This window comes from Methylobacterium sp. CM6257, assembly GCF_054611515.1.
Genome location: NZ_CM137735.1, coordinates 7,302,121 through 7,320,875, shown reverse-complemented (window position 1 = coordinate 7,320,875; position 18,755 = coordinate 7,302,121). Strand labels below are relative to the sequence as shown.

Annotated in this window: 22 protein-coding genes; 7 read left to right on the top strand and 15 right to left on the bottom strand. The window is 69.7% G+C overall.

Translation table 11 applies throughout. The features are described 5' to 3' along the window. Positions 1-119 precede the first annotated feature (119 nt). The gene (locus ACYCO6_RS35925; protein WP_459768321.1) at positions 120-641 is read right to left on the bottom strand and encodes a DUF2244 domain-containing protein; all 522 of its coding nucleotides are present in this window, start codon (positions 639-641) and stop codon (positions 120-122) included. 20 nt (positions 642-661) lie between these two features. On the opposite strand from ACYCO6_RS35925, the gene nth reads away from it, so the two are divergent. Together nth and purC are read left to right on the top strand one after the other, a co-directional pair. Next, positions 662-1,441, top strand: coding sequence for an endonuclease III (nth, locus tag ACYCO6_RS35920; protein WP_459768320.1), 780 nt, complete (start codon positions 662-664; stop codon positions 1,439-1,441). A gap of 197 nt (positions 1,442-1,638) precedes the next feature. Then, a complete protein-coding gene (gene purC / locus ACYCO6_RS35915; protein ID WP_010684691.1) occupies positions 1,639-2,433 on the top strand; it encodes a phosphoribosylaminoimidazolesuccinocarboxamide synthase in 795 nt (264 codons plus the stop codon). A 6-nt stretch (positions 2,434-2,439) separates the two neighbouring features. On the opposite strand, the gene ACYCO6_RS35910 is transcribed toward purC, so the two are convergent. The 4 genes from ACYCO6_RS35910 to ACYCO6_RS35895 all read right to left on the bottom strand — a co-directional run bounded on the left by ACYCO6_RS35910 (position 2,440) and on the right by ACYCO6_RS35895 (position 7,349). Beyond that, entirely contained in the window at positions 2,440-4,053 is a 1,614-nt protein-coding gene (locus ACYCO6_RS35910) for a glycosyltransferase (RefSeq protein WP_459768319.1), read from the bottom strand. Beyond that, a complete protein-coding gene (locus ACYCO6_RS35905; protein WP_459773886.1) occupies positions 4,050-5,906 on the bottom strand; it encodes a glycosyltransferase family 2 protein in 1,857 nt (618 codons plus the stop codon). Before ACYCO6_RS35905 ends, ACYCO6_RS35910 begins: the two co-directional genes overlap by 4 nt. 181 nt (positions 5,907-6,087) lie before the next feature. Continuing rightward, positions 6,088-6,780 carry a hypothetical protein gene (locus tag ACYCO6_RS35900; RefSeq protein WP_459768318.1) on the bottom strand — a complete coding sequence of 231 codons (693 nt, stop codon included), beginning with the start codon at positions 6,778-6,780 and terminating at the stop codon, positions 6,088-6,090. Positions 6,781-6,803: 23 nt separating this feature from the next. After that, a complete protein-coding gene (locus tag ACYCO6_RS35895) occupies positions 6,804-7,349 on the bottom strand; it encodes an invasion associated locus B family protein (RefSeq protein WP_459773884.1) in 546 nt (181 codons plus the stop codon). A gap of 186 nt (positions 7,350-7,535) precedes the next feature. On the opposite strand from ACYCO6_RS35895, the gene ACYCO6_RS35890 reads away from it, so the two are divergent. Continuing rightward, the gene (locus ACYCO6_RS35890) at positions 7,536-7,910 is read left to right on the top strand and encodes a hypothetical protein (RefSeq protein ID WP_459773882.1); all 375 of its coding nucleotides are present in this window, start codon (positions 7,536-7,538) and stop codon (positions 7,908-7,910) included. 35 nt (positions 7,911-7,945) lie between these two features. Here the strand turns inward: ACYCO6_RS35890 and ACYCO6_RS35885 are convergent, their stop codons facing one another. The 3 genes from ACYCO6_RS35885 to ACYCO6_RS35875 form a co-directional block, all read right to left on the bottom strand. Continuing rightward, positions 7,946-8,680: a M48 family metallopeptidase gene (locus ACYCO6_RS35885; protein WP_459768317.1), complete on the bottom strand. Its 735-nt coding sequence runs from the start codon at positions 8,678-8,680 to the stop codon at positions 7,946-7,948. 98 nt (positions 8,681-8,778) lie between these two features. After that, the gene (locus tag ACYCO6_RS35880; protein ID WP_459768316.1) at positions 8,779-9,315 is read right to left on the bottom strand and encodes an A24 family peptidase; all 537 of its coding nucleotides are present in this window, start codon (positions 9,313-9,315) and stop codon (positions 8,779-8,781) included. A gap of 232 nt (positions 9,316-9,547) precedes the next feature. Then, positions 9,548-9,712, bottom strand: a complete 165-nt coding sequence (locus tag ACYCO6_RS35875) for a Flp family type IVb pilin (protein WP_459768315.1) — start codon at positions 9,710-9,712, stop codon at positions 9,548-9,550. A 299-nt stretch (positions 9,713-10,011) separates the two neighbouring features. Here ACYCO6_RS35875 and ACYCO6_RS35870 point away from each other — a divergent pair, with 299 nt between their 5' ends. Both ACYCO6_RS35870 and ACYCO6_RS35865 read left to right on the top strand, forming a co-directional pair. Further along, positions 10,012-10,506, top strand: a complete 495-nt coding sequence (locus ACYCO6_RS35870) for a pilus assembly protein N-terminal domain-containing protein (protein ID WP_459768314.1) — start codon at positions 10,012-10,014, stop codon at positions 10,504-10,506. Positions 10,507-10,618: 112 nt separating this feature from the next. Next, positions 10,619-11,266 (top strand): RraA family protein, encoded by a 648-nt coding sequence (locus ACYCO6_RS35865; RefSeq protein WP_459768313.1) that lies wholly within the window; start codon positions 10,619-10,621, stop codon positions 11,264-11,266. On the opposite strand, the gene ACYCO6_RS35860 is transcribed toward ACYCO6_RS35865, so the two are convergent. After that, a complete protein-coding gene (locus tag ACYCO6_RS35860) occupies positions 11,242-12,162 on the bottom strand; it encodes a LysR family transcriptional regulator (protein WP_459768312.1) in 921 nt (306 codons plus the stop codon). The two genes, ACYCO6_RS35865 and ACYCO6_RS35860, sit on opposite strands and share 25 nt — an antisense overlap. A gap of 158 nt (positions 12,163-12,320) precedes the next feature. Between ACYCO6_RS35860 and ACYCO6_RS35855 the strand changes: the two genes are divergently transcribed. After that, positions 12,321-13,484, top strand: coding sequence for a mandelate racemase/muconate lactonizing enzyme family protein (locus tag ACYCO6_RS35855; protein ID WP_459768311.1), 1,164 nt, complete (start codon positions 12,321-12,323; stop codon positions 13,482-13,484). A 116-nt stretch (positions 13,485-13,600) separates the two neighbouring features. Beyond that, the gene (locus ACYCO6_RS35850; protein ID WP_459768310.1) at positions 13,601-14,278 is read left to right on the top strand and encodes a metallophosphoesterase family protein; all 678 of its coding nucleotides are present in this window, start codon (positions 13,601-13,603) and stop codon (positions 14,276-14,278) included. Here ACYCO6_RS35850 and ACYCO6_RS35845 read toward each other — a convergent pair. The 6 genes from ACYCO6_RS35845 to ACYCO6_RS35820 all read right to left on the bottom strand — a co-directional run bounded on the left by ACYCO6_RS35845 (position 14,275) and on the right by ACYCO6_RS35820 (position 18,722). Next, entirely contained in the window at positions 14,275-14,658 is a 384-nt protein-coding gene (locus tag ACYCO6_RS35845; protein WP_459768309.1) for a DUF423 domain-containing protein, read from the bottom strand. The two genes, ACYCO6_RS35850 and ACYCO6_RS35845, sit on opposite strands and share 4 nt — an antisense overlap. Then, positions 14,655-15,308, bottom strand: coding sequence for a ribosome biogenesis GTP-binding protein YihA/YsxC (yihA, locus tag ACYCO6_RS35840; protein WP_459768308.1), 654 nt, complete (start codon positions 15,306-15,308; stop codon positions 14,655-14,657). Before yihA ends, ACYCO6_RS35845 begins: the two co-directional genes overlap by 4 nt. 13 nt (positions 15,309-15,321) lie before the next feature. Continuing rightward, positions 15,322-17,181, bottom strand: coding sequence for a membrane protein insertase YidC (gene yidC / locus ACYCO6_RS35835; RefSeq protein WP_459768307.1), 1,860 nt, complete (start codon positions 17,179-17,181; stop codon positions 15,322-15,324). Beyond that, on the bottom strand, positions 17,171-17,794 hold the full coding sequence (gene rnpA / locus ACYCO6_RS35830) for a ribonuclease P protein component (RefSeq protein ID WP_459768306.1): 624 nt from the start codon (positions 17,792-17,794) through the stop codon (positions 17,171-17,173). The genes yidC and rnpA overlap by 11 nt, the downstream gene beginning before the upstream one ends. Positions 17,795-17,873: 79 nt before the next feature. Continuing rightward, complete coding sequence (gene rpmH / locus ACYCO6_RS35825; RefSeq protein ID WP_007558110.1) at positions 17,874-18,008, bottom strand: 50S ribosomal protein L34; 135 nt, start codon at positions 18,006-18,008, stop codon at positions 17,874-17,876. Between the two features lie 168 nt (positions 18,009-18,176). Further along, positions 18,177-18,722 (bottom strand): adenine phosphoribosyltransferase, encoded by a 546-nt coding sequence (locus ACYCO6_RS35820; protein WP_459768305.1) that lies wholly within the window; start codon positions 18,720-18,722, stop codon positions 18,177-18,179. Positions 18,723-18,755: the final 33 nt, after the last annotated feature.

Below are 18,755 nucleotides of genomic sequence, written 5' to 3'. Positions count from 1 at the left end.
ATGAGCGGGGTATAGATCCACCAATCCCCCCCGTCAACAGGCTTGTTGCGAAACGTTCGCAGATTCTTCCGGGCTTTCGTGCGGGCGGTAGAGCACGACGGCCCGGCGGGCGGCGCCCGTCAGTATCCCTTCTTCACCAGAGCCAATGCCTCGCTGAGCCCGTGCGCCACGCGCGCCCGCTCGTCCGGTCCGGCATCGCGGGCGACCAGCGCCTCCTGCCGGCGCGAGACCAAGGTCAGACGCTGCAGCCCGTACTCCTCGTCCTCCACGGTCTCGAGCTTGGTCCAGAGCGGGTTGAACCGCCACTCGCGCCGCTCCCCCCGGTGACTGACCCGGGCGAGCAAAATCTCGATCTGGGAGATCATCACCTCCTCGAAGGAGCGGCCACGGCGGAAGCTCACCTTCAGCGCGGCGTAGATCGCCAGCATGTCGAGGCCGAAGAACCCCGCCACCGGCCAGAAGCCCATCCGCCAGGCCCAGATCGAAACGGTGAGCGAGACCGCGCAGCAGCCGGTCATGACGACCCGGAAGCCGCGCCGGCTCAGGGATTGGTGCGGGCGGATCGTGGCCGTGAAGACCGGCCGGTCGATCGTGTCCGGATCGAGCCCATACGGGTGGACGGAAGGATTGCCGCTCGCCATGCGATCCATATAAGGCGCCGATGCCCGCCAGAAAGACACCGAGTCCCGTGACGCGCCGCGCCGGAGGCGGGATTTCGGGCCGGGTCGGAGGCAAGGCCTCGAGCCAGCTCGGCGCGGCGATCGAGCCGGCATTGACCGCGCCTGCTGATGCCGGGCCTGCAGCTGTCGATCCCGCGACGCTCGCCGAGATCTTCCGGCGCTTCCACGCGGCCGAACCGGAGCCCAAAGGCGAGCTGCACTACGTCAACCCGTTCACGCTCCTCGTCGCCGTGGTACTCTCGGCTCAGGCGACCGACCGCGGCGTCAATCTCGCCACAGCGCCGCTCTTCGCGGTGGCTGACACGCCCGAGAAGATGCTGGCGCTCGGCGAGGACAGGGTCCGCGACTTCATTCGCACGATCGGCTTGTTCAACACCAAGGCCAAGAACGTCATCGCGCTCTCTCGTATCCTCGTGGAGGAGCACGGCGGCGCAGTGCCGGCGACCCTGGAGGCCCTGCAGGTGCTGCCGGGCGTCGGGGTTAAAACGGCGAGTGTCGTGCTGAACATTGCCTTCGGGGTTCCACGGATCGCCGTTGATACCCATATCTTCAGGGTCTCCAATCGGATTCCGCTCTTCGTCGGCGCGACCACCGACAAGGTCCAGGCTGGGCTGGAGGCGATCGTGCCGGCACCCTACCGCCTGCACGCCCACCACTGGCTGATCCTGCACGGCCGCTACACCTGCAAGGCGCGGCGTCCCGAATGCCCGCGCTGCCTCATCGCGGATCTCTGCCGCTACCCGTCGAAAACGCCGGCGTGACGGCGTCCGGGGTACGTCCGAGGCGCCGGACGCAATCCCGCCGCGCGGGCTAACGCGTTGTGCTGGAAGCCCGGTTCGGCTAGTTTGGCGGCCGGTTGCCGGGGCCCTCGGGCAGAGGCCGTCCGGCTGCCCGACCTCGCGTCCGGTCGCCGCGCCGCGGATTCCTCCCAATCGTCGCGCATCAGGAGCCTCGGCCCATGGACTTCCTCAAACCACGGTACACGCCTATGAACCGCCGCCGTCGCATCTACGAGGGCAAGGCGAAGGTCCTCTACGAGGGTCCGGAGCCCGGCACGCTCATCCAGCACTTCAAGGACGACGCGACGGCTTTCAACGCCAAGAAGCACGAGGTCATCGATGGCAAGGGCGTGCTGAACAACCGGATCTCGGAATTCGTCTTCCAGCACCTCAACGACATCGGCGTGCCGACGCACTTCATCCGCCGGCTGAACATGCGCGAGCAGCTGATCCGCGAGGTCGAGATCATCCCCCTCGAGGTCGTGGTGCGCAACGTCGCGGCGGGGTCGCTCGCCACGCGGCTGGGCCTGGAGGAAGGCACGCAGCTGCCGCGCTCGATCATCGAGTTCTATTACAAGAACGACGCGCTGAACGACCCGATGGTGTCGGAGGAGCACATCACGGCCTTCGGCTGGGCGACGCCCCAGGAGATCGACGACATCATGGCGCTGGCGATCCGCGTCAACGACTTCCTGTCGGGCCTCTTCCTGGGCGTCGGAATCCGGCTCGTCGACTTCAAGATGGAGACCGGCCGCCTCTGGGAAGGCGATATGATGCGCATCGTCGTGGCTGACGAGATCTCCCCGGATTCCTGCCGGCTCTGGGACATCAAGTCCTCCGACAAGCTCGACAAGGACCGGTTCCGCAAGGATCTCGGCGGCCTGATCGAGGCCTATACGGAAGTCGCCAAGCGGCTCGGGATCATGTCGGAGAACGAGAAGGTGCAGGGCGGCGGCCCGCGCCTCGTCCAGTAGGCGCGTTCAGGCGGGCGGGCGGCGCAGGGGCGCCGGCCCCGCCCCCGGGAAGCCCGGGCACAGCCGTGCGTGGGTGGAGAGGTCCGGGTCGAAGCCCGGGTGATAACGGGGGTCCTGCATCAGCAGCGGCCCCCATCGTTCTTTCAGCGCGGCGATCTCGCGCTCGTGGCGGGCGCGAGCCTCCGGGGTCCAGCGGCGGCTCGCCGCCTCGCGGTGGTGCAGCACCGCCCCGGGGACCAGCAGCGTGCGGAAGCCGGCCGCGTTGAGGCGCAGGCAGAGATCGACGTCGTTGAAATCGACGGCGAAGACCGCCTCGTCGAAGCCGCCCACCGCCCGGAACTTGTCCGCCTCGACGACCAGGCACGCGGCCGTGACCGCCGAGACCGCGTGCGTGACGCGCAACGCCGCGAGGTAACCGGGGGCATCGCCTGGGAAGTGGCGGTGACCGTGGGTGACGAGGCCGCCGGTGCCGAGCACGATGCCGCCGTGCTGGACCCGGCCCTCGCCGTCGAGGAGCTTGGCGCCCACCGCACCGACCTCCGGGCGCAGGGCCTCACGGGCCATGAGGGAGAGCCAGTCCGGCCGGAACGCCTCGACGTCATTGTTGACGAAGACCAGCAGCCTGCCCCGGGCTCGGGCGGCGGCGGCGTTGTTCATGGCGGCGAAGTTGAACGGCCCGGGACAGGGCACGACGTGCCCCCTCCCCTCCCGCTCCAAGCTGCGCAGATAGGTCAGGGTCTCCGGCTCGCGGCTGTCGTTGTCGCAGACCAGGATCTCGATCGAAGGCCAGTCGGTGCAGCGCCGCAGGCTGTCGAGGCAGGGCCGGAGCAGGTCCAAGCGGTCGCGGGTCGGGATGATGAGGCTGGCCAGAGGAGGCGGATCGGGGAGCGGGCGCTCGACCCGCACGAGACCATCCGGCGTGACGGCGAGACGGGCGCCGGAGCACCCCACCCGGTCGAGATGGCCGCGCACCGCCTCCCGATGCCGGACTTGCCCCCCCTCCCCTGCCGCCCTGGCCCGGCGCGTTCCCGCGCGGCGCACCGCCAGGACCTCCGGTAGGTGGCCGACCGCCCGGGGACCGTACCGCTCGGCGATGCGGAAGGCGGCATCGGCCGGGCTGACCGGAACGACACCCGGGTCGAGGGAAGCGTACCGGTAAGCCAGGACGGGGCCGAGATAGTCGAAGGCCGTGAGCCGGTCGGCGTCGAAGACCGGCGGCAGCAGCGGCAGAACCGGGCCTCCCGGCCGATCCTGCACCAGCGCATCACCGTACAGGGCGTGGAGCTCGGGATCGGCCGCGAAGGCTGCAGCGATCCGCTCGGGAGCGCCGGCGACGAGGTAGCCGTCGCCGATCAGGCGGATGTCGGTGCCCGGTTCGTCAGGGGCCGGCGGGAAGCCGTCGAGAATACGGCCCGGAAGGGCAAGACGGTGGTCGATCCCCACGAGCGCCACGCCTTTCTGGCGGGCGCGCAGCCGCTTGCCGGTCAGCCGCGCCCACAGGACCGGGCCGGCCTCCCGAGGCCGGCCCAAGACCTGGCGCGCCGCCCCGACCAGCCCGCGCCAGGATTGACGCGGGGATCCGAGATGCAGGTCTGGGCTTGAGCCCGGTTGGCGGGTCATTCCAGATCCTCGCCGAACGTCGTGAGCGACAGGGCGGGATGGTAGAATGGATCGTGGCGGATCACGTCGCGCCAGCGTTCCGAGAACCGGGCAGCCTCCTGCTCGAAACGGGCGCGCTTCGCACCGACCGAGGGGCCACGACTGACGGATTCGAGATGCGCGAGGGTCGCGTCCGGGGTCCAGATCGTCTTCCACCCGGCCGCGCCGAGTCGCAGGCAGAAATCGACGTCGTTGAAATCGACCGGAAAGGCCTCGGCATCGAAGCCGCCCACCGCCCAATACTTCTCGCGTGACACCGCGAGACAGGCGGCCGTGACCGCCGAGACCTCATGCGCCACGCGCAGCCGCCCGAGATGGCCGGGCGTTTCCCCGGGCCGGCGACGCAGGATGTGCCCCGCCCGGCCGCCCAGGCCGACGACGACACCGGCATGCTGCAGGCTACCGTTACCGTAGAGGAGCTTCGCACCGACGGCGCCGACCTCCGGCCGGCTCGCCTGCCGGACCATCGCCTCCAGCCAGCCGGGCTCCAGCACCGCGACGTCGTTGTTGAGCAGCACGACCACCGCGCCCGACGCGGCGGCGACGCCGGCATTGACCATCGCGGCGAAGTTGAAGGGCTGCGGGTCGATGAGGATGCGCACGCGCGGGTCGCGGCGCAGGACGTCGTAATGCGCCAGGACGGCGGGATCCGTCGAGCCGTTATCGACGATGATCAGTTCGACAGGTGCGTAGGCCGTCTCGTGCAGCACGCCGCGGCAGACGCGCGCGATCAGGTCGAGGCGGTCGCGCGAGGGGATCACGATGCTCGCCATCGGCGCCGGGTCCGGCAAGGGCCAGCCCAGCCGAACAGCACCGTCGCGCAGCGTGGCGCGGAGCGGCGGCGCCTGACGGGCGAGGCGCATATCGAGGGCCTGCGCCCGGGCGGACGGGTCCAGACGGTCACCGAGGGTGCGGGCGAGGACACGCGGGATGTGAGCTACCCGCGCGCCCGTCGCGGCCGCGGCGATCTCAATGGCGAGGGTCGCCTCCGCCATCGGACCGATGACCCCCGGCAGAGAGCCGGCGAGCCAGGAGCGGGACAGGAGCAGCGGGGATCCCGGGTAACCTGTCGCCAGGGCGAGGTCCGGGCTCCAATCCGGCTTCAACTGCGGCTGGCCGTCAGGACCGATCGCGTCGCCGTAGGCGAGGTCTCCGCCTGCCAGGGCGTGCCCGAGCAGAGCCAGGGCGTCGGGCTCCAGGATGTCGCCCGCCCGCAGAATGCACAGGGCATCGCCCTCGCCCATGAAGTCGTCCGGAGATGCGCGCCCGTCCCAGATTCGATGAACGGCGCGCGGGTCCGCCGCCGCCGGCACCGCGCCCGCCCAGGCGACGCAGAGGGATTGCACAGGGTCGGTCTGTGCGGTCAGCGCGTCCAGTGTGGAGGCCAGCGCCGCCCCTTCGGCGGGCTCAGCGAGGATCAGGCCGCGGATCCGCAGGCGGGATGGCGGGATCCGCACCGTCCTGGCCCGCGCGGCGGCCCAGGACGGAAACCGCGCCATCGGCGTCACCGCGCAGGCGCCGCGCAGGATGTCGCGGTAGCGACGCTCCGATCCGCGGGCGCGCTCATAGAGCGCCGCGATGCAGCGCCAGGGCCGGTGCAGAAGGCATTGGGCGAGCACCCCGAGCTCGCGGCGGGTTCCGACCCGCTCCAGGACGAAATCGGCACCGGCCGAGAGCCGGATCTCCCGGGCGTCCGGCGGGATCAGGCCGAGCCAGTGGGCGAAGCCGTGCGACGCCCCCGGGAGGATGAAGTCCTGGGATGCGTGATCGGATCCACGCACAACGCGGAGGATCGGCCGACGCGGCGCCGCCATGGGATCGCCGGCATAGCTGAGCACGATCCAGCCGGCTTGGCGGTCGGGGAGGACGAGGCGGCGGTCGAAGACGGGATCGTCCGCCGGCTCCAGCCGGAAGCGGACCGCGCGGCCGAGCCAGGGATCGCCGCGACCGGGTGTCTCTGTCAGCGGGGTCGGATCGACGAGAGGCGCCGCGGCGTCACTGGGCAGCGTCGCCTCCGCCGGCGGGTGCCGCGGCGACCGCGGGCTTCCGACGCCGCGGCTTGGAGGCAGCGGTCTTCCCACCGGCGCCCTTGCCGGCGCCGACCCCCACCGCGATGTCGTAATCCGCCGTCATCGCGGCCGGGACCGGAAGATCGTCGGCCACGATGGTGGCGAAGCCTTGCGCCTCGCCCGGACCGACGACCACGCTGGCGCGCTCGACGCGGCTCGTGACCACCTTGCCGTCGTGGCGGATCTGGAACGTGATCGGGACCTCGAAGCGGCCCGGCGCGCCCGCCGGCCCGAGCAGGACATTCACCTCGACCCCCGCCTTGACGGTGATCGAGCCGTCCTGGCGCCGGGTGCATTCGCGGGCGAGGCGGCCGAGGGAGAACTGGGTGCGGACCGCCGCGCCGGCCATGGTACGCGAGGCAGCGCCGCCTTCGGCGACCTCCACAGGCGGGCAATAGGGCGGGTCGAGGCTCTCGGGCTGCGACGGCGGGACCGTGGTGCCCCCGAACTTGAACAGGTTGGAGAGGACATTGCCCTCCTCGGCGCGGGCCGGAGCCGCGGCGAGCGAGGCCGCGAGGATGAGGCCGCCCAGGCCCAGAGCGAAGCCCGACCGGGTCGCGGTCGCGCTTTGACGCGGCCGCGAAGCCCGCTCCAGAGACAGGTCCCGATATCCGATCATCGCACGGCTCCCGAGCGGCATCGTCATTTCAGGCTGTCGAACCCGGCCGCGAAGCCCTTCATCGAGAGCGGGATGCCGACGCCTTCCTCGGGCGTCTGGAACACGATGAAGGTGGCCTGCGTGCCGTTCTTGAACTGCCGGATCAGGCCGTCATCCATCACCACCTCGGCGACGCAGCCGGTGGTGAGACAGCGGACGAACCCGGCTCGGCCGATATCCGTCTGATCGATCTTCAGGCCGAGGCCCGAGGGCAGGAGGACGCCGAGGGGCGCAACGACGCGCAGCAGGTAGCCGCGGTTGTCGGCAGTCTTCAACACGATGACCACGAGGGTCAGGTTCGGGCGATCCTCGGCGGCTAGGTACTGCACCAGCGCGCATTGCTCGGCCTTGGCGCCGGCGGGTGTCTCGCAGCGCAGCTGCCAGTCGTCGAAGGTCTTGCGCACCATGCCCTGGGCCGCGGCAGGCCCTGCTGGGGCAAGCGCAGCCGCGACGAGGGCGATGAACACGGGCAGCGCGGCGCGCCGGACCGCGCGCCGGAAACGAACGAGCCTCGCGTGAAGCGGCACCACCGATCCCTTCGGAACGCTCCGGCCGAGGACCGGCGGGAGCCGTACAATCGGGCGTGTTCCGACCATGGTCCGCCCCGCGCTGTCAAGCGATGGGAGCGCGGTGTTGCGCGCCGACGCTATGCGCGCCGGCCGTCGCGGCCTAGATAGGTCTCAGTCAGTCCTCCAGCGCCGGATCTTGGAGTCGTGATGCGCCTGCTCGCCCTTTCGGCCGCCAGCTTGATGGCCACCCTCGCGCAGGCCGGGGCCCAGTCCCTCCCGGTCGGCGAGACCACCTATGTCGAGCATTCGCTCAACCACATGGATACGCTCGTCATCGAGCATCCGCCGGTCGCCGCGAACCCGTATGGCCGCCGCGGCGGCCACGCCGCGATCGCCGGCTATTGCCGCGACGGCGGCTCGGTCCGCCGGCGCGATGAGTTCGGCAATGCGGTGATCATCCGTCAGCGCGAGATCTGCGACAGCGTGGCTCCGCGGACCCTCAATCCCGGCGAGGTCGATCCGCGCCCGACCTGGCCGGCGGATGCGATCGTGCGCCAGAGGGTTCTGCGCTCCAAGGGCTGAGCCAGCGGCGTCCGGTCCTCGCAGGTCGCCTCCGCTCAGCCGTAGCGGTGCAGGCTGGTGCCGTTGCGCTTCAACCAGGCCTCCGCAGCATCGACGTTCGGGCAGAGATCGCGCAGGAGCGCCCAGAACCGGGGCGAGTGGTTCATCTCGCGCAGGTGAGCCATCTCGTGGGCGACGAGGTAATCCAACACCATCGGGGGTGCGAGGATCAGGCGCCACGAGAAGTTCAGTTCGCCGCGCGCCGTGCAGGATCCCCATCGGCTGCGGGTGTCGCGCAGGGTGACCCGGATCGGCCGCTGCCCGAGTCGGGGCGCGTAGCGCGCGATCGCCGCGTCGAGGTCGCGCCGCGCCTCCCGCGTGAGGAAATCCCGGATCCGGCGGGCCACATGGGCAGGCTCGCAGGAGAGCGAGATCACCGCCTCACCGTTCTCACGCTCGATACGTACGGCGCCGCTCCGCGTCCCGCGCAGGCTCACACGATGGGGCTCGCCGCGCAGGGGCAGACTGGCCCCCGGCTCGAAGATCACGCGCTCAGGTACCCGCGCCAGCCGCGTCGCGATCCACTCCGCGTGGCTCGCGGCGAAGCGCTGGGCGGTGTTCACCGCGGTGCAGCTTGGCAGGGTGATCACCACCTCGCCGGTGGCGGCCGAGACCCGGAGGGTGATGCGGCGCGCGGTGGGCCGCCGTCGGAGCGCGATGCGCAGGCTCGCGCCCTCGTGCTGAACCTCGAGATGGTCTGGATCGGGGCGACGCAACAGCGCGAGGGGCATACCCGACTTTTAGCCAAGCCGGGACCGACGCTCTAGATCTTGACGCACGGATTCGGCGCAGTGCAGCAATGCCTGCGCCGAGCGGAAGCCGCTGTGCCTCAGCCGGCGAGCGCCCGGGTCCAGACCTCGGTCTCGGGGAGTACGAGCAGGGCCGCTCCCGCGAGGGCGATCCCGTAGGGAATGCCGGTCTTGGCATCGTGCAGATGCAGCGCGAACGGCATGCGGGCGATTCGGCCGGGCAGCGGATGCGCGCGGGCCAGGAGGATCGCCAGGGTCAGCGCCCCGCCGAAGATCGAGGCCGCCAGCAGGTAGTCGCCGAGGCCGTCGAAGCCGAGCCACAGGGCCGTGGCCGCCGCCAGCTTGGCATCGCCCCCGCCGATGATGCCGAGGGCGAACAGTGTGAAGGTGGCCGCCAGCACGGCGGCTCCTGCGCCGAGATGGAGGCCGATCTCGGACCAGCTCATCGGACCGGTCGCGGCGAGCAGCGCGAAGCCCGCGACCAGGGCGAGCGAGATCCGGTTGGGGATCAGCATCGTGAGGAGGTCGCTCGCCGCCGCGTACGCCATCAGGAAGGGAAACAGCACCAGCAGGCCGAAACCTGCGAGCCCCAGATTCGCGATCCCTGAACTTGCCATGCTGGTGCCGACCATCTCGGGGCCAAACCTGTCGATACTTGCGCGGCGCGGTTGCTTCCGTTGGGGGATCGGGCCCCCTCGCTTCGAGACCGGCGCGGGCCGGCCTTCACGGGCGATCAGGACCGCCGGGCGGTCACAACGGCCATGCAGGCCGGCCGAGATCTCCCTGCTCCCGTGATCGAGAGCGAGGGAGTCTCGAACCTGCCGCAGATCCTGACGTCGGGACTCGCGATCAGTTTAGGTTGCTGGAGATCGCGCTGAACTTGGCGGTGAGCGAGGTGCCGATGACCTTGAGCGAACCGATGATGACGACGGCGATCAGGGCGGCGATCATGCCGTACTCGATCGCGGTGGCGCCCGACTCGTCGGAGGCGAAACGCGTGAACAGGGTCTTCATGAGAAGCGATCCTTCGATCAACACAGTGCAGCGAAAAACTTGCGCGATGACCGACGAAGATTCTTTACGTCTCGATCGGCGGCCCACACAGACTGCCGATTGCGCCTTGAAAATCGGTTAAATCGAGCCTGGATCGGCACTTCTGATGGGCCGGCTGCAAGCTTGGTGAAGGTTGAGTTTCAACGATGCGGCACAAAGCGCGGCTTTGCTGTTGCTTAGCGCTTCCTTCACCGGTCCAGCGGTATCTCCGCATCGTGGGGTGTCCTCCGAGACGCCGCCCGTGTCCTCGAGGACTCCCGATGCGCCGCACCCTATCGAATGCGGGCCGAGCCGGCCTCATCCTCCTGCTGACGGGTTTCGCCGCGGCGGCCGGACCGTCCGAGCCTTTGCCGGTGGTGACGGTGCTGGTGGACAATGCCAAGGTCATCCGCCTACCGGAGAAGACGTCGACCATCATCGTCGGCAATCCGATCATCGCGGAAGTCACGCCGCAGAAAAACGGCGTGCTCGTGCTCACCGGCAAGAGCTTCGGCTCGACCAATCTGATCGCGCTGGACAATGCAGGCGCGATGATCGCCGAGACGATGATCCGGGTCGAGGCGTCTCAGGACTCGACCATCACGGTCCAGCGCGGCCTCGACCGCGAGTCCCTCTCCTGCACGCCGAACTGCCAGCCGGCGGTCCAGCTCGGCGACTCGGCCACCTATTTCGGGGCGACCAGCGGCCAGGCCGATGCCCGTCGCAAGCTCGCCACGGGCGGCGCCGCCGGTGCGGTTCCGACCGCAGATCATTGACGGCCGCGGATCACGACCGCGACATCCCGCCAGCGCTGAGGCAGGATCTCCGTGTCCCCGGCCGATTCGACGCGCGGCCAGCGGGCATGACGTCGGGGAGAGATCCGGGCCGATGACCGTCATAACGCGGAACCCGCCGCCGCCCTCCGTCGCCCACGATCTGCTGATGGCCTTCGCGGAGGTCTCCACGGCCACGATCAGTGACTGCCTCGACCGAATGCCGGTCCTGGCGGGCTTGCGGGCGTTCCACCGCTGCGGCCGGCTCATCGGCACCGCCTTCACCGTTCAGGTCCGGGCGGGCGACAACCTCGCCATCCACCAGGCGCTGGAGGAGGCCCGTCGCGGAGACGTGATCGTGGTCGACGGCGGCGGCGATACAAGCCGGGCGCTCGTGGGCAGCATCATGAAGGCAATCGCCGAGAGTCGGGGCATCGCGGGCTTCGTAGTCGATGGCGCCCTGCGCGACACAGACGATTTCGCCGATTCCTGTTTTCCCTGCTACGCCCGCGCCGCAACCCCGCGCGGGCCGTTCAAGACGGGCCCCGGCGCGATCAATGTCCCCGTCTGTGTGGGCGGCTGGACGGTGAATCCGGGCGACGCGGTGGTGGGCGACGCGGACGGCGTCGTGACCTTCCCGCCCGGGATCGCCCTCACCTTGCTCGAAGCCGTGCGCGCGCACGCCGCCCGCGAGGAAGAGGTGCTCGCGCTGATCCGGTCCGGCCGCTACGACGGCCGCTACGCCCGGGTTTCCAAGGGCTGAGGCTCGACCGCCCCTGCGCCGCAGATCCGCCGCCAGAAGACATCGGCCGCGTCGGTCCGGCTTTCAGGCGAACGGAACAGCCGGATCTCCACGGCCACCTCCAGGGTCTCGGGCCCGGCGCGGACCAACTGTCCGCGCTCCAGCGCCTCCTCCACCAGGGTCAGTGGAAGCCAAGCGACCCCATAACCCTCCCGGGCCATGGTCATGAGCGTCGCCGCGAGGTGCGACGTGAAGACCGCCTCCTGGCCGCCCGCGACGCCGCTCGCCGCCAGGATCCGGCCGAGCCCCGAGGCGCTGCCATAAGCGAGGTACCGGGCCGGCCGACCGGGCGCGGAAAGGGGCCAGACCGGTGTTCCATCGGCGGAGGGCGCGCAGAGGGGCACGAGCCGATCCCGGCCGACGAGGGCGGATTCGAACCGTCCGTCATCGAGCCGCGTGGGAGCATCGGCGTGGTAGTGGCACAGGAGGAACTGCACCTCCCCGGCCAGCATGATCGCCTCGCAAGCCTCCATGCTGTCCGAGATCAGGTTGAGCGCGCCCAGAGCCTCGAACTGCACGCGACTCCGGATCCAGCCGGGGAAGAACGTGAAGGACAGGGCGTGCGTCGCGGCGATTGCGAGGCTCGCCCCCGATCGCTCGCCGGCGCGTCGGGCCTCCCGACGAGCGCGATCCAGTCCGCGCAGCAGATCCTCGGCGCGGGGCTGGAAGCAATGGCCCGCGGCGGTCGGAACCGCGCCCTGCGCGCCGCGCAGGAACAGCGGAGTGCCCACCCAGTCCTCCAAGGCGCGGATGCGCCGGCTGAAGGCCGGTTGCGTCACGTGCCGAGCTTCTGCCGCCCGTGAAAAGGTTCTGTGCTCCGCGAGCGCCAGGAAGTCCTTGAGCCAATCCAGGTCCATGGGACGCTCCTCAGCGCCGGATCGCGGCCGATGCCATCCGCGCATCGCGCGCGCCGGAATCGGCATTGGCCGCCCTGTGGCGACCGGCGGTAAGGCGCGGGAACCTGCCCGCCCCGGCATCGACCGGGACGTGCGCGATTCGACAGGGAGAGACCGCCATGCGCATCGTCGACGTCCGCGAGGTTACCAAGCCGATCGCCTCGCCGATCCGCAACGCCTACATCGACTTTTCGAAGATGACCACGAGCCTCGTCGCGGTGGTCACGGACGTCGTCCAAGATGGCCGGCGGGTCGTCGGCTACGGCTTCAACTCCAACGGCCGCTACGGCCAGGGCGGCCTGATCCGCGAGCGCTTCCGCGACCGGATCCTGGAGGCCACCCCGGCAAGCCTCCTGACGGAGGCGGGCGACAACCTCGATCCGCACCGGATCTGGGCCGCGATGATGCGCAACGAGAAGCCCGGCGGACACGGCGAGCGCTCGGTGGCGGTGGGAACCCTCGACATGGCGATCTGGGACGCGGCGGCCAAGATCGCCGGCAAGCCGCTGTTCCGGATGCTCGCGGAGCAGAAGGGCCGAGAGGCCGACCCCCGGGTCTTCGTCTACGCGGCGGGCGGCTACTACTATCCCGGCAAGGACGATTCCGCCCTGCGGGCCGAGATGCGCGGCTATCTCGACCGCGGCTACACCGTCGTGAAGATGAAGATCGGCGGCGCCCCGATCGACGAGGACCGGCGCCGAATCGAGGCGGTGCTCGCCGAGATCGACGGGCGGGGCCGCCTCGCGGTGGATGCCAACGGCCGGTTCGATCTGGAGACCGCCATCGCGTATGCCCGGATGCTGCGGGACTACCCGCTGTTCTGGTACGAGGAGGCGGGCGACCCGCTCGACTACGCGCTCCAGGCCGCGCTCGCCTCCTCTTATCCCGGGCCAATGGCCACCGGCGAGAACCTGTTCTCGCACCAGGATGCCCGTAACCTCCTGCGCTACGGCAACATGCGGCCCGACCGGGACTGGCTGCAATTCGACTGCGCCCTGTCGTACGGTCTGGTGGAGTACCTCCGCACCCTCGATGTGCTGGCCGAGTTTGGCTGGTCGCCATCCCGCTGCATCCCGCATGGCGGGCACCAGATGTCGCTCAACATCGCGGCCGGCCTCGGACTCGGCGGCAACGAGAGCTACCCGGACTTGTTCCAGCCCTATGGCGGCTTCCCGGACGGGGTTCGGGTGGAGGACGGGCACATCGTGATGCCGGAGCTGCCGGGCATCGGCTTCGAAGGGAAGGCGGACCTCATCACGGTCATGCGCGAATTGGCGGAATAGCCCGCCGCCGGAAGAGGCAGCGAGCGCATCCGCGCTTCCTGACGACGCCGGCCGGGCCGCGATGACCGCTCCGCGTAAACCTTGCGGAGCGGCACGCCCCGGTGGACGATGGGGCCATGGAGACCGAGCCCCTCACCTACGCCATCGGCGACATCCACGGCTGCGCCGTCCTCCTGGACGCGCTGCTGGAGCGGATCGCTGCCCACGCGGGGCGCCGCGCGCATCGCCTCGTCTTCCTGGGCGACTACATCGACCGCGGGCCGGACAGCGCCGCGGTGCTGCGCACCGTCAGTCGCCTGAACTGGGCCGAGCCCGAGCGCGTCGCCTGCCTGATGGGCAATCACGAGCGCATGCTGCTCGACGCGCTCCAAACACCCCAGGCGGCCGAGCACTGGCTCTTTAACGGTGGGGACGCGACGCTCGACTCCTTCGGCGCGCGCGACGCCGGCGGTCTTCCGCGCGACACGCTGGACTGGATCGAGGCGCTTCCGACTGTCCATGCGGACGCAGCCCGCTGGTACGTCCATGCCGGTTTCCGGCCCGGCGCCGAGATCCCGGATCCGGACGATCACAACCGGCTCTGGATCCGCGAGCCGTTCCTGGAGGGAGACCACGATTTCGGCCTACACGTGGTCCATGGCCACACGCCGCAGGGGGACGGACGTCCGGAGGTGCGCCGCTTCCGCACCAACCTCGACACCGCCGCCGTTTACGGCGGTGCTCTGACCGCGGGCGTCTTCTCCGACGCGCGTGGGCCCGCGCTGGAGTTCCTGCAGGTTCGGGCAGTGCGTTAGGCCGCGCGCCGCGCCGGGACGAGGGCGCACAGGAGACCGAGGAGCCACCCGCCCATCAGGGCAAAGCCGCCGGTGGGCGCGGCCATCGGGAAGAGCGGGTGCTGAAGCCACGTGCGCACCGAGAGGTCGCCGCAGAACAGCACCAGCCCGAGGACCAGCAGGCCCGAAGCAGCACGGGCGAGACCGAGCCGGGCGAGACCTGCGGCCCCGAAGCCGACCAGAGCCAGGATGGCGGGGGCGTGGAACAGCAGGAACTGCGCCGCCGTCTTCAGCGCGTCCGCCCCGGGGATGTGCGCGGCGGCGGCGCTGAGCGCGACGCCGAGCAGCCCGGCGAGGCAGGCGAGCGCCACGAGCGCGCGATCGACGCCCGAGAACCTCACGCGCCCCGCTCCACGAGGAGCTTGGCGATCGCCGCGCGCAGGTCCGGCACACCGGAATCGTCCCGGCTCGACGTGAGGATCACCTGCGGGTAGGCGGCCGGGCGCTTGGCGAGCCCCGCCTCAATTCCGGCGATGCGGCCCGCGACCTCGCTCTTCTTCAGGGAATCGCCCTTGGTCAGGACCACTTGGTAGCTCACCGCGGCCTTGTCGAGCCCGTCGAGCACGTCGGTGTCGATCGACTTGAAGCCGTGCCGGGCGTCGATCAGCATGAACACCCGGGCGAGATTGGTGCGACCCTTCAGGTAGGAATGGATCAGCCGGGTCCAGGCCTCGACCTTGGCCTTCTCCACGGCGGCGTAGCCGTAGCCCGGCATATCGACCAGCGACAGGCGCTCCCCGATCCGGAAGAAGTTCAGCTGCTGCGTCCGGCCCGGCGTGTGCGAGGTCCGCGCGAGGGTGTTGCGGCCGGTGAGCGCGTTGATCAGGCTCGACTTGCCGACATTTGACCGGCCCGCGAAAGCGATCTCGACGCCCTCCATGGGCGGCAGGCGGTCGAGCGTCTGGGCAGCCGCGTAGAAATCGGCGGCGCCGGCAAAAAGGAGGCGGCCGGCCTCCAGGAGGCCGGCCGCATCGTCGTTGGTCTCGGTCACGAAAGCTTGCCCGTCAGCTCTTGGTGGCCGCCGCCTTGGTGCCGGCGCCGCGCCGGAACGTGCTGCGGAGATTGTCCCACAATTCCACCTTCACGCCGTTACGCCGCATGATGATGTACTGCTGGATCACCGACAGGGTGTTGTTCCAGGCCCAGTAGATCACGAGGCCGGCGGGAAACGAGCCCAGCATGAAGGTGAACACGATCGGCATGAAGGTGAAGATCTGCGCCTGGACCGGGTCCGGCGGCGCGGGGTTCATCTTCATCTGCACGAACATCGTGATGCCCATGATGAGCGGCCAGACACCGAGGTGCACGAAGTCGGGCGCCGGGAAGGGCAGCAGGCCGAACAGGTTCACGATGCTCGTCGGATCCGGAGCCGCGAGGTCGTGGATCCAGCCGAAGAACGGCGCGTGGCGCATCTCGATGGTGATGAACAGCACCTTGTAGAGCGCGAAGAAGACCGGGATCTGGATCAGCACCGGCCAGCAGCCGGCGACCGGGTTGATCTTCTCCTTCTTGTACAGCTCCATCGTCGCCTGCTGCGCCTTCAGGCGGTCGTCCTTGTAGCGCTCGCGGATGGCGGCCATCTCGGGCTGCACGGCCTTCATCTTGGCCATGGACACGTAGGACCGGTTCGCGATCGGCAGGAACAGCAGCTTCAAGCAGAAGGTCACCACCAAGATCGAGACGCCGAAATTGCCGAACAGGTGGTAGAAGAAGTCCAGCGCCCGGAACATCGGCTTGGTGATGAAGAAGAACCAGCCCCAGTCGATCATCAGATCGAAGTGCTTGATGCCCAGGTCCTTCTCGTAGTTGTTGATCAGGTTGACTTCCTTGGCGCCGGCGAAGAGCCGCTGCGTCGCGGTGGCCGAGGCGCCCGCCGCGAGGTTCACGGCGTCGCCGCGCACGCTCGCCTGATAGACGTTGGTGGTGCCGTCGGTGCGGTCGGTGAAGGCGCCGGTATAGGGCGTATCCTGGTCGGGGATCGCGGCCGCCGCCCAGTACTTGTCGGTGATGCCCACGAAGCCGCCGGTCACGCCGCTCCAGGCCTTGCCCTTCGTGTTGGCACCGCCGTAGGCGCCTTCCTTGGCGAGCTTGTCGTAGGTGAATTCCTGCAGACCGTCGTTGCCGAGGTAGCCGATCATGCCCTCGTGCAGGACGTAGTAGCCCTGGGTGTGCGGCTTACCCCAGCGGGAGACGAGGCTGTACGGGTAGAGCGTCACGGCAGCCGAGCCCTTGTTCTCGACCTCGTCGCGGACCGTGAACATGAACTTGTCGTCGACCGCGATGATCCGCTTGAAGACGAGGCCAGCGCCGTTGTCCCAGGTCAGGGTCACGGGCATGCCCGGCGAGAGCGTCTTGCCGTCGCTGGTCCAGAGGGTATCGTTGCCGGGCAGCGGTCCGGCATTGGCGCCGACCCAGCCGAACTCGGCATAGTACGGCGTCTCGCTCCCGCTGGGCGAGAACAGCACGATCTCCGGGCTCCTGGGGTCTACGGTCTCGTGGTAATTCTTGAGCGACACGTCGTCGACGCGGCCGCCCTTCAGGGCGATCGAACCGGTAAGCGCCGGGGTCTCGATGCGGATCCGCGGCGAGCGGGCGAGCGCCGCCTCGCGGGAGACCGGGCTGCCCTGCCCCGCAGGCAGCGTGCCGGGCGCGGGGGCGGCCGGTCCGCCTTCCTTTGGCGACGGCGAGGGCACGCCGTCCGGGGTCACGCCCGGCGGTTGCTGTTGCTGCTGTGCGGCCTTGTTCTGCGCCTCGATCAGCCGCTGCTGCTCCACGCGCGGGCCGGCCACGAAGTACTGCCAGCCGAGCAGCACCAGCAGCGACAGGCCGATGGCCACGAACATGTTCGTCTTGTCATTGCCCATCAGGGACACCGCCGCACGCGTTCGGAGTGGCATCAGGACCGGCGCCGGCCTCGAAGGACCTGCGCGCGCCTGTGATTCGGGGATCTCTGTCGCACCCCTGCGACGGGCCGATGTCGGCTTCGCCGGACGGCGCGGGCTGCGCGGAGGCTCGGCCCGCTTCGTGCTGGAGAGATGTTGTCTGAGATGTGGTCTTGGACCGCCGGCCGCCAGACCGGCCGGAGGACCGATCGCCGCGGGGGCTACCGGGCGGCCGCGGCGCGGCCGGACGTGTCACCGCGGGGATCGCGCGGCGCAGATCCTCCGCCAAAGTCTCGAAGGCGGCATCCAGCGCCGGACGACGGGCGATCAGCACGATGTCGGCCGGCAGACCCGCGAGCGCGTCCGGAAGGTCGGACGCGACCAGACCGATAGCGGCGCGCAGGCGGCGCCGGATGCGGTTGCGTTCCGTAGCGTGGCCGACGCGCTTGGTGACGGTGAAACCGAGCCGCAGGCCGGGGACGCCATTCGGGTCCCGCAGGCGACCCTGCGCGGTCATGCGGTCGGTGTGGAAGCGGCGTCCCTCGGCCGCCGCAAGGAAATCGGGGCGCCTCTTGAGCCGCTCGATCGTCGCCATCGATGGTTCGATCCCGGCCAATCCCATGCCCAGCGACGCGGCGGCCTCTGGCGCCGCGCCGGCGAGGGTTCGTCCGGCCTTAGGCCGACAGACGCTTGCGGCCGTGGGCGCGACGACGCGCGATCACCTTGCGGCCACCCGCGGTGGCCATGCGCGCACGGAACCCGTGGCGGCGCTTACGGACGAGCTTGCTCGGCTGGTAGGTTCTCTTCATGGCTCAGAGCCTTCAAAGGTCGAGGCGCGCTCGCGGGCAGCTGATGCTGCACCCGACCTCCACGCGTCCTGGTTGTCTGCAAACACGAAGGGCGCCCATGCGGGGCGCCACGTCGCGAGTGGCGGGCTTATGGCGGATGGGTCCCGCGAAGTCAACGTTTGGCGGGTCTCAATGGCCCTCGAACTGCATGAGTGTGCGCACCTCGACACCCATGTCGCGCAGGCGCTGCGCCCCGCCGATCTCGGGCAGGTCGATGACGAAGCAGGCGGCCACGATCTCGGCGCCGATCTTCTGGAGCAGGTTCACAGCCGCGCTCGCGGTACCGCCCGTGGCGATCAGGTCGTCGACCAGCAGCACCTTGTCGCCGGGCTTCACGGCATCGACGTGAATTTCAATCTCGTCGGTGCCGTACTCGAGGGCGTAGGCCATCGAGACCGTCTTGTGGGGCAGCTTGCCCTTCTTGCGAATCGGCACGAAGCCGCAGGACAGCTGGTGGGCGATGGCACCGCCCAGGATGAAGCCCCGGGCTTCGATGCCGGCCACTTGGTGGATCTGCCCGCCGGCGTAAGGATGCACCAGCGCGTCCACCGCCCGCCGGAAGGCGCGCGGGTCGCTGAGCAACGTGGTGATGTCGCGGAAGATGATGCCGGGCTTCGGGTAGTCGGGAATCGAGCGGACCGATTCCTTCAGCGCGACGTGGCGGCGGGCTTCCATGCGTACGGCCTTCCGTGGGGGACGCGGGCTTAA